The organism is Streptomyces sp. NPDC088730 (assembly GCF_044751215.1).
Taxonomy (GTDB): domain Bacteria; phylum Actinomycetota; class Actinomycetes; order Streptomycetales; family Streptomycetaceae; genus Streptomyces.
On the sequence record NZ_JBIVLK010000001.1, the window covers coordinates 1217915 to 1231322 of the forward strand.

The 13408-nt window shown below is 72.2% G+C and carries 12 protein-coding genes; 8 read left to right on the plus strand and 4 right to left on the minus strand.

From position 1 onward, the window contains the following. Positions 1–77: 77 nt before the first annotated feature. Positions 78–1001, minus strand: coding sequence for a rhomboid family intramembrane serine protease (locus ACIP89_RS05450; protein WP_402113120.1), 924 nt, complete (start codon positions 999–1001; stop codon positions 78–80). A 139-nt stretch (positions 1002–1140) separates the two neighbouring features. Between ACIP89_RS05450 and ACIP89_RS05455 the strand changes: the two genes are divergently transcribed. The 5 genes from ACIP89_RS05455 to ACIP89_RS05475 all read left to right on the plus strand — a co-directional run bounded on the left by ACIP89_RS05455 (position 1141) and on the right by ACIP89_RS05475 (position 5360). Beyond that, positions 1141–1746 carry a HutD family protein gene (locus tag ACIP89_RS05455; RefSeq protein WP_402113123.1) on the plus strand — a complete coding sequence of 202 codons (606 nt, stop codon included), beginning with the start codon at positions 1141–1143 and terminating at the stop codon, positions 1744–1746. Positions 1747–1825: 79 nt separating this feature from the next. Continuing rightward, on the plus strand, positions 1826–2332 hold the full coding sequence (locus tag ACIP89_RS05460) for a pyridoxamine 5'-phosphate oxidase family protein (RefSeq protein ID WP_401923052.1): 507 nt from the start codon (positions 1826–1828) through the stop codon (positions 2330–2332). 61 nt (positions 2333–2393) lie between these two features. Beyond that, positions 2394–3005, plus strand: coding sequence for a TetR/AcrR family transcriptional regulator (locus ACIP89_RS05465; protein ID WP_401923055.1), 612 nt, complete (start codon positions 2394–2396; stop codon positions 3003–3005). Between the two features lie 304 nt (positions 3006–3309). Further along, positions 3310–3513 carry a cold-shock protein gene (locus ACIP89_RS05470; protein ID WP_015607926.1) on the plus strand — a complete coding sequence of 68 codons (204 nt, stop codon included), beginning with the start codon at positions 3310–3312 and terminating at the stop codon, positions 3511–3513. Positions 3514–3755: 242 nt separating this feature from the next. After that, positions 3756–5360: a DEAD/DEAH box helicase gene (locus ACIP89_RS05475; RefSeq protein ID WP_401925552.1), complete on the plus strand. Its 1605-nt coding sequence runs from the start codon at positions 3756–3758 to the stop codon at positions 5358–5360. Positions 5361–5429: 69 nt separating this feature from the next. Here ACIP89_RS05475 and ACIP89_RS05480 read toward each other — a convergent pair whose 3' ends face one another. From ACIP89_RS05480 to ACIP89_RS05490, 3 genes are read right to left on the minus strand one after another with little or no spacing between them, the layout of a single operon-like run. Further along, complete coding sequence (locus tag ACIP89_RS05480; protein ID WP_402113126.1) at positions 5430–6446, minus strand: ankyrin repeat domain-containing protein; 1017 nt, start codon at positions 6444–6446, stop codon at positions 5430–5432. A gap of 48 nt (positions 6447–6494) precedes the next feature. Next, on the minus strand, positions 6495–7403 hold the full coding sequence (locus ACIP89_RS05485; protein ID WP_402113128.1) for a hypothetical protein: 909 nt from the start codon (positions 7401–7403) through the stop codon (positions 6495–6497). Between the two features lie 51 nt (positions 7404–7454). Then, positions 7455–9266, minus strand: a complete 1812-nt coding sequence (locus ACIP89_RS05490; protein WP_401925557.1) for a beta-galactosidase family protein — start codon at positions 9264–9266, stop codon at positions 7455–7457. Positions 9267–9519: 253 nt separating this feature from the next. Here ACIP89_RS05490 and ACIP89_RS05495 point away from each other — a divergent pair, with 253 nt between their 5' ends. The 3 genes from ACIP89_RS05495 to pepN all read left to right on the plus strand — a co-directional run bounded on the left by ACIP89_RS05495 (position 9520) and on the right by pepN (position 13373). Next, a complete protein-coding gene (locus tag ACIP89_RS05495; RefSeq protein WP_401923069.1) occupies positions 9520–10398 on the plus strand; it encodes a helix-turn-helix domain-containing protein in 879 nt (292 codons plus the stop codon). 35 nt (positions 10399–10433) lie between these two features. After that, a complete protein-coding gene (locus ACIP89_RS05500; protein ID WP_401923071.1) occupies positions 10434–10766 on the plus strand; it encodes a chorismate mutase in 333 nt (110 codons plus the stop codon). A gap of 102 nt (positions 10767–10868) precedes the next feature. Then, positions 10869–13373, plus strand: coding sequence for an aminopeptidase N (pepN, locus tag ACIP89_RS05505; RefSeq protein WP_402113131.1), 2505 nt, complete (start codon positions 10869–10871; stop codon positions 13371–13373). Positions 13374–13408: the final 35 nt, after the last annotated feature.

The window sequence follows — 13408 nt, forward strand, 5'->3', positions numbered from 1 at the left end:
GGAACTGAACGCGGCGCCTGCCCGTCCCCGACCGGACGATTCGGCAGGCGCCGTGGCGCATCCCGGGCCGGGACCGCTCAGCCCGTCAGCGCCGACGTCTTGAGGACCACCAGCAGCACCAGCACCGCGGACAGCACCACACACCCGGCGGCCTGGACCGAGGTACGCCGCTCCGCCGGGGCGTACGCGTAGACCACCGTCACCAGCGCACCGGTCAGCAGCCCGCCCAGATGGCCCTGCCATGAGGTGAACCCGGCCGAGACCACCATCCACACCAGGAACCCGGCCAGGAACCTGTTCACCGCGTGCATGTCCCGGCCCAGCCGCCGGCTGATGACGTAGAAGGCCGCCGCGAGCCCGAAGACCGCGCCGGAGGCGCCCACCGAGGTCTCCAGCGGCGCGACCAGGTACACCAGCACCGAACCGCCCAGCGCGGACAGCAGGTACAGCGCGAGGAAGCGGACCCGCCCCAGCTGCCCCTCCACGACCCGGCCCAGGTTCCACAGCGCGTACATGTTGAAGACGATGTGCAGCACCCCGAACGGCAGCGAACCGAGGTCCGGGCCGCCGGGCGGCAGGTGCAGGAAAGCGCCGGTCAGCAGCCGGTACCACTCACCGCCCAGCACCCCGGTCACGTCGAAGCCGGGGATGCCGCCGCTCTCGTAGACGTACCTGGCGCCGTCCGGACCGGTCAGCTCCGCACCCGTCATGCCGAACCGGTCCACGATCCCCGGGCGCACCAGCTCGGCCAGGTACACCAGGATGTTCAGGCCCATCAGCACACAGGTGACGAGCGGAACCGCGCTCCCGGCCACCGCCCCGCCGAAGACCGTCCGCGGCTGCCGGACCGAACGCCGCCCCTCCTTGACGCACTCCACGCAGTGGTGGCCGACCGAGGCCTCCCGCATGCAGTCGGGGCAGATGAAGCGCTCGCAACGGGTACAGCTCACATACGTCTCGTACGAGGGGTGGCGGTAGCACGTGGTGATGGCGGCCTCCATGGCCGGCTCCTTCATCGGTGAACGGGCGAGAGCGGCCGGTGGGGGGCGGCGGCGATCAAGATAGCGAACCCCGGGGGACCGCGGACCATCAGGTGGCTAGGCTCGGTGTCCCTGCCCCCGTAGAGACCGGAGCACCCCCATGACCTCCGAGGCGTTCCGGATCCTGCCCGCGGCGGGCCGGGCTCCGGTCCCCTGGAAGAACGGCGGGGGAGTCACCCGCGAGATCGCCGCGGCGCCCGGCCCGGCGGGCGACGGCTTCGACTGGCGGGTCAGCCTCGCGGACGTCACAGAGGACGGGCCGTTCTCCGCGTTCCCCGGCGTGGACCGCACCCTGACCGTGGTGGAGGGCGCCGGGATGGACCTCATGGTGGACGGCGAGCACCACATCGTCGACGAGCCGTACTGGCCCCACGGCTTCCCGGGCGACGCGGCGACCGGCGGACGGCTGCTGGCGGGCCCGGTCGTCAACCTCAACGTGATGCACCGCAGGGACCGCGTACGGGCCGAGGTGGCGGTCGTGCGCGGCACCCTGCGGCTCGCCGCGCCCGAGGGCGGGACGGTGCTGGCGGTGGCGCTGGAGGACGGCGCCGCCATCGACGGTACGGACACCGGGCTCGGCCGCTACGACGCGGTGTCGCTGCACGGCCGCGCGTCGTGCGTGCTGCGGACGTACGGGTACGCGGCGCTGATCACGCTCTCGGGACACGTGCCCGGCGGCCGGCGCACAGCCGGGGACGGCACCTGACGGCATCCGAACGGGTGGTCCGGGCAACGGCTGGAAAATCCGGACAGGAGCTGTCGGGATTACCGGGTTCGATGAACTCATGACATCGAACTCCTGGGCAGACTTCCGGACCGCGGAGCCGGACTTCGCCGACACCGTGCGCCGGCGCTTCGAGCAGTACAGGCACCACGTCCTGGCGACCCTCCGGAAGGACGGCTCGCCCCGGGTGACCGGCCTCGAAGTGGAGTTCCGGCTGGGCGAGCCGTTCCTCGGCATGATGCCGAACTCCCGCAAGGCGCTGGACCTGCGCCGCGACCCCCGCTTCGCGGTGCACGCCAATCCCGGCCCCGGCGCCGAGATGGCCGACGGGGACGCCCGGATCTCCGGCCGGGCGGTGGAGGTGACAGACCCCGAGGTGCTGGCCCGGTTCATCGACGAGGTGACGCCGCCGGAGCCCTTCCACCTCTTCCGGGTGGAGCTCACCGAGGTGGTACGCGTAGGACTTGAGGGCGGCGACACCATGGTCATCCAGTCCTGGCGCCCCGGCCGCCCGGTACGCACGATCCGCCGGGGCAACGACGACGGGTCGACGACGACAGCGCCCTGACCGGCAGGGGGAAGGGTGACGCGGTGGCCGTGGCACCCCGCACCGGGCGGAGAATGGGCGGGTGCCTACCAAGAAGAAGCCACAGGCGACGCCCTCCCCCGAGCGGCGCGGCGAGCTGCTCGCCACCGCCGCGGAGGTGTTCGCCGCGCAGGGATACAACGCCACGACCGTCCGCCGGATCGCGGACGCGGCCGGAATGCTCGCGGGCAGCCTCTACTACCACTTCGACTCCAAGGAATCGATGGTCGACGAGATCCTCTCCACCTTCCTGAACGAGCTGTGGGAGGGATACGACGCGGTGCTCGCCGCCGGGCTCGGCCCCAGGGAGACCATCGAGGCCCTCGTCACCGAGTCCTTCCGGGAGATCGACCGGCACCGTGCCGCCGTCGCCATCTACCAGAAGGAGTCCCAGCACCTGGCGGCCCAGCCGAGGTTCCAGTACCTCGTCGACTCCCAGCGGAAGTTCGAGAAGGCCTGGCTGGGCACCCTGGAGCGCGGCGTCGCGGACCGGGTCTTCCGCGCCGATCTCGACATCCGCCTCACCTACCGGTTCGTCCGCGACACCGTCTGGGTCGCCGCCTCCTGGTACCGGCCGGGCGGACAGCACAGCCCGGAGGAGATCGCCCGCCAGTACCTCTCGATGGTCCTGGACGGGATCGCCCTGCGCGGCTGAGGTGGTCCCGCGGCTTCGGCGGTCTTCTCTTCGGCGATCTTCGAACGGTTCCGTCCCTTGCGCCCCATGGGTTCCCCCGGAAAACAGCCGGCCGGCGGCGTGGCGTGTCCCACCGCTGGTCGGCAGATCGTGCTACGGTGGTCCGGTTGCAGTTTTGGTACCCATGAACTTTATGTGCGCCTGACGGGAATGCTTCCTCAGGCGCTTTATTGTTTTCCGGCTTTCTCCGGGTGGGGCTCAATGCGGCGACTTGGAATTCGTAAAGTGCGGATTTCCGGCACTGCACCTGTTTTAGGAGAATGACATGGCTACTGGAACCGTGAAGTGGTTCAACTCGGAAAAGGGCTTCGGCTTCATCGAGCAGGACGGCGGCGGCGCCGACGTCTTCGCCCACTACTCCAACATCGCCACCCAGGGCTTCCGTGAGCTCCAGGAGGGCCAGAAGGTCTCCTTCGACGTCACGCAGGGCCAGAAGGGCCCGCAGGCGGAGAACATCGTCCCGGCCTAATTGCCGGACGCGTACCTCGCAGCCGGGGCCCGCACCGTGAAGGTGCGGGTCCCGGCTTGTGCTGTCCCTGGGAATACGTACGTTCCGGGCGCCCACCGGCGCCCCGCACCGGGTGCGACGAAGCACCCCGGGTGTCCCGGGCCCCCGCGCACCGCGTGCAGCAGTCCGCATTCCGCGCGGGCCCCGGCAAAGTCCCAGCAGTCCCACGTAGTTCCCAGGAATCCCCAGGAGGGCAATTCCGTATGACCCGCTCCGAACGTCAGGACCGTCCCGCCCGCAATCGCCCGTCGAGGGGGCGTGGCACGGCCCAGGCAAAGGCAACCGCACAGGGTTCCGGCAAGGGATCCGGCAAGGCGTCGCCGCGTCGCAAGGCCACGCCGCCGCAGGGTGAGTTCGCCCTGCCCGAAACCATGACCCCCGCACTGCCCGCCGTCGAGGCGTTCGCCGAGCTGGACATGCCCGCCGCCCTGCTGAAAACCCTTGCCGCGCAGGGCGTCACCGACCCCTTCCCGATCCAGGGCGCCACCCTGCCGAACTCGCTGGCCGGCCGGGACATCCTCGGCCGGGGCCGCACCGGCTCCGGCAAGACCCTCGCCTTCGGCCTCGCGCTGCTGGCCCGCACCGCCGGACGGCGCTCCGAGCCCAAGGCGCCGCTCGTCCTCGTCCTCGTCCCGACCCGCGAGCTCGCCCAGCAGGTCACCGACGCGCTCACGCCCTACGCCACCGCGGTCAACCTGCGGATGGCCACCGTGGTCGGCGGGATGTCGATCACCAAGCAGTCCGGCACCCTGCGCCGTGGCGCCGAGGTGCTCGTCGCCACGCCTGGCCGGCTCAAGGACCTCATCGAACGCGGCGACTGCCGCCTCGACCAGGTCGCCATCACCGTCCTCGACGAGGCCGACCAGATGGCCGACATGGGCTTCATGCCGCAGGTCGTCGCCCTGCTCAAGCAGGTCGAGCCGGACGGGCAGCGGATGCTCTTCTCCGCGACCCTGGACAAGAACATCGACCGGCTGGTCAAGATGTTCCTGACCGACCCGGTCGTGCACTCGGTCGACCCGTCCGCCGGCGCCGTCACCACCATGGAGCACCACGTGCTCCACGTGCTCGACGAGACCGACAAGAAGGCCGTCGCCACGAAGATCGCCGCCCGCGAGGGCCGGGTGATCATGTTCGTCGACACCAAGCGTGCCGCCGACCGCTTCGCCAAGCGGCTGCTCGCCAGCGGTGTCCGGGCCGCCGCCCTGCACGGCGGCCGCTCGCAGCCGCAGCGCAACCGGACCCTGGACCAGTTCAAGAACGGCCAGGTCACGGCGCTCGTCGCGACGAACGTGGCGGCGCGCGGCATCCACGTCGACGACCTCGACCTGGTCGTCAACGTGGACCCGCCCACCGATCACAAGGACTACCTCCACCGCGGCGGGCGCACGGCGCGCGCCGGGGAGTCCGGCAGCGTCGTCACACTGGTGCTGCCCGAGGAGAAGCGGGAGATGACCCGGCTGATGCAGGACGCGGGCATCGCGCCCCGCACCACCCGGATCAAGTCCACCGACGAGGAGCTCGCCCGGATCACCGGCGCGCGTGAGCCGTCCGGCATCGCCATCGTGATCGAGATCCCGCAGCCGACCCAGCCGAAGCCGCGCACCCGGTCAGCTTCCACCGGCTCCGGTACCGGCGGCGGCTTCCGCTCGGGCACGCGTGGGCGCGGCCGACGAGGCGGCGGTGCGGGCGGTGCCGGAGGCACCGGCGCACAGGGTGCGGGCGGCGCCTCCCGGGGCACCGGAGCGGGTCGCTCCGGCGGCTCCGGCCGCAGCGGTGCGCCCGCTCGCGGACGCCGCGCGGCGTAGCGGAAATCAGCCCGTCCGGCGGCTGAGGACGGAAGCGATGCCCGGGAACACCCGGGCGACGCTTCGTCCTCAGCCGCCGGACGGGCTTTTCTGTGCCCGGCGGGCTTGTTCGGTGCGGCAGCGTGCCAGGACATCCGCGCCGAACGCCCGGCGCAGCGGATCGTCCGCCGCGCACCACGCGGCCGCCGCCTGCCGGGTCTCCTCGTCGCCGCGCTCGCGCAGCGCCTCCGCGGAGGCGTGCCAGTTGTCCAGCTCCGGGCCACCTGAGCGCAGCGCCCGCCGGGCCAGTTCCTCGAACGGGGCCGACAGCCCCAGCTCGTTCTCCAGGAGCGTGGCGATCGCGCCGTGCCCCGTCTGCTGGTCCTGGCCCGCGAACGGTTCCCCGTCCCCGCGCACCAGTTCGACCGTCAGGGTCTCCCCGCCGTCGACGACGGCACGGCGCACCATTACGCGGTGCGCGTCGGTCTCCCCGTACGCCTCCAGCAGCCCGGCGCGCATCTCCTGTTCCAGGTCCACGTCCAGCATCCGGCGTGCCTCGTCGAGCGCCTCCTCCAACGCCCCCTCCGGTGCTCCCGCGCCGTGGTGCAGCAGCGCCCGTACGGTTTCCAGGGAGCCCCTGCGGACGGCCAGGACGAGGGGCGCCTCGCCCTCCGGCCCCGGCAGGCAGGGATCGGCGCCGTGGGCCAGCAGGGTGCGCGCGGTCCCCGCGTGGCCGAGACCCACCGCCCAGCGCAGCGCCGTGAACCCGAACTGCTCACGCAGATCCGGCCGGGCGCCCGCGGACAGCAGCGCCTCGACCACCTCGGTGTGACCGCCGCACGCCGCCCCGCAGATCGGCAGGTCGCCCGATTCCGGACCGCAGGCCCGGTCCGGATCGGCGCCCCCGGCGAGGAGCAGCCGCACCACGCCCGGCCGGTCCGAGACCGAGGCCAGGTACAGCGGGCTCGCGCCCTCCTCGTCGGACGACTCCACGGGCACCCCGGCGCGGAGCAGCCGCACCACGGCGTCCTCGCCCTCGTACACGGCGTCGAACAGGCTCTGCCCGTCCACCGCCGGATACGCCCGGGTCATTGGATCTTCTGTCACATTTCGACTGTAATACCTTTCGCGCCAAGGCCCGTTGCGGGCGGCGGCTCAGGTCGTGCAGTCCAGCACCGTGCGGCACAACGCGCACCTGGCCCGCACCCGGCCGCGCACCGGCACCCGGTTGCGCTGGTGACAGGTCGGGCACGCGAAGGCGACCCGCAGCCCGTCCCGGCCGGTCTCGAAGGCGTACGGGGGCTCCGGCCCCGGTGCCGCGGCCGCACCGGGATGGTCCTGGGCGTACCGCCGGTCCTTGGCGTAGCGGCGCCGGCCCGCCCACCCCGCCGCCGTCAGCGGCGGCTGCAGGCTCTCCCGAAGGGCCCGCGCCCGGCCCTTCGTATACGCGGTGTAGGCCTGCGGGCTGGTGAACCAGGGCGAGGGGTCCTCGTCGAAGGCGAGAGCCCGCTTGGCCAGTACGTACCCGAACTCCTCCGGGGTGAGGTAGCCGAGCTTCTGACTGGAGGTCGCGTCCTCCCGGAACGCGTCCAGCAGCAGCCAGCCCGCCCCCAGATAGGCGGCCGCGGTGTCGGTGAGGATCTCGTTGTCCCTGATCCCCGGGAACTCGAGGCCCAGCCGGTGCAGCAGCACATGCGTCACCTCGTGCGACAGCGCGGCCCCGATGTCCCTGCGGTGGGTGCGGAACCGGTCGTTGAGCTCGATGAAGTACTCCGGACCGGCCGCGAGTTCGACACTTCCCGCATGCTCCATCGCCCGGAACGCCACGACCATCCGGGCATCCGGCAGCCGCAGGTGCCGCACCATCGCCCGCGCCACACGCTGCGCGCCGAGATGCAGATCGTCCGCGTCCGCGAAGGCGGCGTCCACGGGCAGCAGGCTCGGCGCGAAACGGTGCACACCGTCGTACGACAGCCGCCGGTACAGCGCGGTGATCGCGGAGCGGACGGTGCCCAGGTGCGGGAAGCCGTGCACCACCGGGCTGCCGTGGGGGCTGCCGCCCACACCCTCACCCCCGTCCGCGCCACTCGGCTCCCGCCCACAGTAGCGGGACTTTCAGGAAACACCCCGGGGCGTGTCCGCCGCGCCCCGCGACGGCAGCCCCGGACCCAGCTCCGCATACGGCGCGCCCGCGTCCTCCACCTCCAGCACCCACACCTCGTTGTGCCCTTCCCGGAGCACCGGACCCGGCACGTACAGCGTGCGCTGCGGGCCCGCCGACCAGTACCGGCCGAGGCAGAACCCGTTCACCCAGACGAACCCGCGCGTCCAGCCCGGCAGTTCGAGCCCGGCGTGCCCGGTCCCGTCGGCGTCCGCGAGCTCGAAGGAGCCCCGGTACAGGCCGCCGCGCCCCGACCCGTCGAGCGGAACGAACGGCACACCGGCCACCGCCGCCGCGTCCTCGAACGCGTCCAGCCGCAGCGCCCGCGCCCGTACACCGTGCAGGAACTGCCGTTCGTGCAGCACACCCCCGGTGATCCCCTTGGCCTCACCCAGGCGCGGTCCGTAGTTGACCCGGCCCAGCGACTCGACCCACAGCTCGACCTCGGCGGGACCGGCCACCGGCTCCTTGAGCGTGCCCTCCTCCTCGCTCAGCACGCCCCTGCGGACACCGTCCACGTACACCACCGCCCGGTCCCGGAGCCCCGACACCCCCAGGGCGTACGGCCGTCGCGGACCCGGCACACCGAGCCGGTAGCGCACCAGACCGCGGTCGACCCCCAGCTCCTCGAACGTGGGCGGGACGCCGGACTCCGGCTGCTCCTCGTCGCCGAGCACCTCCAGCACGTCCTGGAGCGGCGCCCAGCCGGTCAGCTCGGCCCGCACCGGTCCGGCAAGCCCGGCGGGCTCCGGCGGCGGCTCCGGCAGCGGCCCGTCCGCGTACCGGGCGAGGACCTCCCGGAACAGCCAGAACTTCTCCGTCGGCCGCCCGTACTCATCGACCGGCGCGTCGTAGTCGTACGACGTCACCGTCGGCTGGAGCTCCTGGTCCTGGAGCGGGCCTCCGCGGTTGGCGCCCGCCCAGCCGCCGAAGTTCGTCCCGCCGTGCGCCATGTAGATGTTGACCGACGCCCCGCCCTCCAGGATCTCCCGCAGCGCCCCCGCGGCCCGCTCCGGATCGCGCACGACAGAAGGGGCGCCCCAGTGCTCGAACCAGCCGCACCAGAACTCCATGCACATCAGCGGGCCCGCGTCCCTGTGCCGCCGGAGCACCCGGAACGCCTCGCGCGCCCCCGAGCCGAAGTTCGCCGTGGCCAGCAGACCGGGCACCGAACCGCCCGTGAGCATGTGGTCCTCCGGCCCGTCCGAGGTGAACAGCGGCACGCTCACGCCGTACTCGACGAGCATCGCCGCCAGCTGCCGCAGATAGTCCTGATCGCTGCCGTAACTCCCGTACTCGTTCTCCGCCTGGACCATGATCACCGGGCCGCCGCGGTCGATCTGCCGCTCCACGACCTGGGGCAGGAGCTCGGCGAACCACCCCCGCACCGCGTCCAGATACCCGGCGTCGCGGGTCCGCACCCGCCGCCCGAACCGCCCGGTCACCCAGACCGGCAGACCACCGTTCTCCCACTCCGCGCAGATGTACGGACCCGGACGGACGATCGCCCACAGACCGGCCCGGCGGGCCGCGTCCAGGAACCTCCCCAGCGCACCCACGTCCCGGAACCGGCCGGGCCCGGGCTCGTGGAGATTCCACGGCACATACGTCTCCACGCAGTTCAGGCCCATCGCCCGCAGCATCGACAACCGGTGGTCCCACTGCGCCTCGTGCACCCGGAAATAGTGCAGGGCACCCGACAGCAGCCGTACGGGCCGCCCGTCGAACCGGAAGTGGTCGTCTTCGCCCACCGTGAAGTCAGCCATCGTGCTCGTTCTCTCCTGTGCGGGCGGTCCCGGAACACCGTGCTCCGCGACCGGGTACGGCCGGAACACGGCACGTGTGACGGAGCGGGCGAACCCGGGAGGAATGTCGCGACCCAGCCTCACCCCCTGGCGTGCGGCCGGTCCATGGACAAAGATCATTGCTGTTTGGACGCAGCGCCGCCCGGAAGCGACGCTGTCCGCACGCGGCACCTCACCGGCGCCGCGGGACGCGAGAACGGGGGAGCGAAAGCCGATGTACCACACCTGGATGCGCTTCTTCACCCCGAGCCCGCTCCACCACCGCCTCGGCCTGGTCTGCCTCGGGGTGGGCCTCCAGCACGGCACGCTGCCCACCGTCGGCCCCCGCACCCTGGACCACCACGTCGCCGTCGTCATCAACTCGGGCAACGGATGGTTCGCCGGGCCCGACGGACGGCGGACAACGGTCACCGGACCCAGCCTGATCTGGCTCACCCCCGGCACCCCGCACCACTACGGCGCCGACCCCGCCACCGGCTGGGACGAGAGCTTCGTCGACTTCACCGGCCCCGCCACCACCACATACACCGAACTCGGCTACATCGAACCGGACCGCCCCCTCGTCCCGCTCTCCGACACGGCGGCACCCCGCGCCGCCATCGGCCGGATGGTCCGGGCCGCCCGGCGCGGCAACCCGCTGCTGGAGGTGGAGACGGGCGCCGCCGTCCACGAACTGCTCGTCGCGCTGCGCCGGGCCCGCGCCGACGTCAGCCCCGACGGGGACCCGGTGCTCCAGGCCATGGCCCGGGACGCCTTCCAGCCGCTCTCCGTCGCCGAGCACGCCGCCCGGCACGGAATGACCGCCGCCGAGCTGCGCACCGCCGTCCGGCGCGGCGCGGGATGCAGCCCCAAGGACTACCTCCTCGGCATCCGGCTCGGCCGCGCCAAGGAGCTCCTCGCCACCAGCGACCTGCCGGTCGCGGCCGTCGCCCGCCGCGTCGGGTACGACGACCCGGCGTACTTCTCCCGGCTGTTCGCCCGCCGCGTCGGCACCGCGCCGGTCCGCTTCCGCGAGCAGCAGGGCCGCAGTGTGCCGGGCGGCTGGAGCGACCGGGTGCCGGACCCGGACCACCCGCCGACGATCACTCCGTAGCACGCCCCGCCGGACAGGCTCTAAGCTCGACGACCATGACCACGAGCAACATCGACGATTCCGCGGGCGCCGAGCTGAACCGGCTGCGGGAGAGCATCGACAACATCGACGCGGCTGTCGTCCACATGCTGGCCGAGCGCTTCAAGTGCACCCAGCAGGTCGGCCACCTCAAGGCCGCCCACCAGCTCCCCCCGGCCGACCCCGCCAGGGAGTCCCGCCAGATCGCCCGGCTGCGGCAGCTGGCCGAGAGCGCGCACCTGGATCCGGCGTTCGCCGAGAAGCTGCTGAACTTCATCGTGGCCGAGGTCATCCGCCACCACGAACGCATCGCGGAGGAATCGGGACACGGCGCGCACACCGGTACCTGAGCACGTCGCCGGGGCCCGTCGCCCCGGCATCCCGCCCCGCACCCGCTCAGCCCGCCGCGAACCCGCCTGCACCCCGCACACCGCATACGGCAGCATGGGGCCATGTCCGTACTGATGCGCGACGAAGCGCAGACCCGAGCCCAGTTCCTCGACGTACAGCGGTACACGGTCGACCTCGATCTGACCGCGGGGGAGGAGACCTTCGACTCCCGTACCCTCATCCGGTTCACCGCCCGCACGGACGGCGACACCTTCGTCGAGATCAAGCCCGCCACCCTGCGCTCCATCAGCCTCGACGGGCAGCCCCTCGACCCCGCGGACCTCGACGGCAACCGCTTCCCGCTCACCGCCCTGACCAGCGGCGAACACGAACTCCGCGTCGACGCCGCCATGCGCTACTCCCGGACCGGCGAAGGCATGCACCGCTTCACCGACCCCACCGACAACGAGACCTACGTCTACACCCAGCTCTTCATGGAGGACGTCCAGCGCGTCTTCGCCGCGTTCGACCAGCCCGACCTCAAATCCGTCTTCGCACTCACCGTCACCGCCCCCGAAGGCTGGACCGTCCTCGGCAACAGCACCGCCCAGCACTCCGGCGACGGCCACTGGACCCTCGCCCCCACACCGCCGATCTCCACCTACCTCGTCGCCGTCGCCGCGGGCCCCTGGCACTCCGTGACCACCGAACACGCCGGACTGCCCTTCGGCATCCACTGCCGCGCCTCCCTCGCCCCCCACCTCGACGCCGACGCCGACGAGATCCTCGGCATCACCCGGGCCTGCTTCGACCGGTTCCAGGAGAAGTTCGACGAGCCCTACCCGTTCGACTCCTACGACCAGGCCTTCGTCCCCGAGTTCAACGCGGGCGCCATGGAGAACCCCGGCCTCGTCACCTTCCGCGACGAGTTCGTCTACCGCTCCGCCGTCACCGACACCGAGCGCCAGACCCGCGGCATGGTCATCGCCCACGAAATGGCCCACATGTGGTTCGGAGACCTCGTCACCCTCGCCTGGTGGGACGACATCTGGCTCAACGAGTCCTTCGCCGAGTACATGGGCTACCAGACCCTCGCCGAAGCCACCGCCTACACCGACACCTGGGTCGACTTCGGCGTCGCCCGCAAGGGCTGGGGCTACGACGCCGACCAGCGCCCCTCCACCCACCCCGTCGCCCCCGACCCCGCCGCCGTCCCCGACACCGCCTCCGCGATGCTCAACTTCGACGGCATCTCCTACGCCAAGGGCGCGTCCGCCCTGCGCCAGCTCGTCGCCTGGCTCGGCGAGAAGGACTTCCTGGCCGGCATCAACACCCACTTCGCCCGCCACAAGTTCGGCAACGCCACACTGGCCGACTTCATCGACAACCTGGCATCCGCCACCGACCGCGACGTCCACGCCTGGGCCGACCAGTGGCTGCGCACCACCGGGGTCGACACCCTCACCCCGCACATCACCGAAGCCGACACCACCTGGTCCCTCACCGTCGACCACCAGGGCTCCCGCCCCCACCGCATCACCGTCGGCACCTACGACCACGCCATCGACACCCAGTCCGGCCCCGACCGGCTCGTCCCGCGCGACCGCTTCGACATCGGCATCCCGCAGCACGACGCCCCCACCACCCGGCCCGGCCGCCGCCCCGCCCTCGTCGTCCTCAACGACGGCGACCTCACCTACGCCAAGGTCCGCCTCGACCCGGACTCCTGGAACACCGCCCTGCGCTGCCTCTCCGGCATCCCCGACGCCCTCACCCGGGCCGTCATCTGGAACACCGCCCGCGACATGGTCCGCGACGGGGAACTCGCCCCCACCACCTACATCGAGGCCGCCCGCACCCACCTCCCGCACGAAACCGACCTCGCACTCCACCAGGGCGTCCTCACCTTCGCCACCACCCAGATCGCCGGACGCTACCTCAGCCCCGAAGACCGCCCCGCCGCCCTCACCACCCTCACCGCCCTGTGCCGCGACCTCATCCGCCGCACCGAGGACGGCAGCAACCCCGGCCTCCGCCTCATCGCCGTACGCCACCTCATCGACGCCGCCACCCAGCCCGACGCCATCCAGGGCTGGCTCACCGAAGGCACCGTCCCCGGCGGACCCGAACTCGACGCCGAACTGCGCTGGCGCGCCCTCACCCGCCTCGCCGTCCTCGGCGCCGTCGACGAGACCGCCATCGCCGCCGAACTCGACCAGGACCCCAGCGCCACCGGCCAGGAAGGCGCCGCCCGCTGCCGCGCCGCCCTGCCCACCGCCGAGGCCAAGGAGGCCGCCTGGCAGGCCATGTTCACCGACGACAGCCTCTCCAACTACCTCTTCACCGCCGTCGCCCAGGGCTTCTGGCAGCCCGAACAGGCCGACCTCGTCAGCGCGTACGTACCCCGCTACTACCCCGAGGCGACCCAGCTCGCCGTCCGCCGCGGACCCGCCATCGCGGAGGCCGCCGGACGCTACGCCTTCCCCGCGTACGCCATCGACGCCCACAGCCTCCACCTCGGCGAACAAGCACTCGACGACCAGGCCCTGATCCCCGCACTGCGCCGCAAGCTCGCCGACCAGATCGACGACCTGCGCCGCGCCCTCGCCGTCCGCGACGCCCACTGACCGGACCGGCGAACCCCCACCACCCGTGCCCGGCC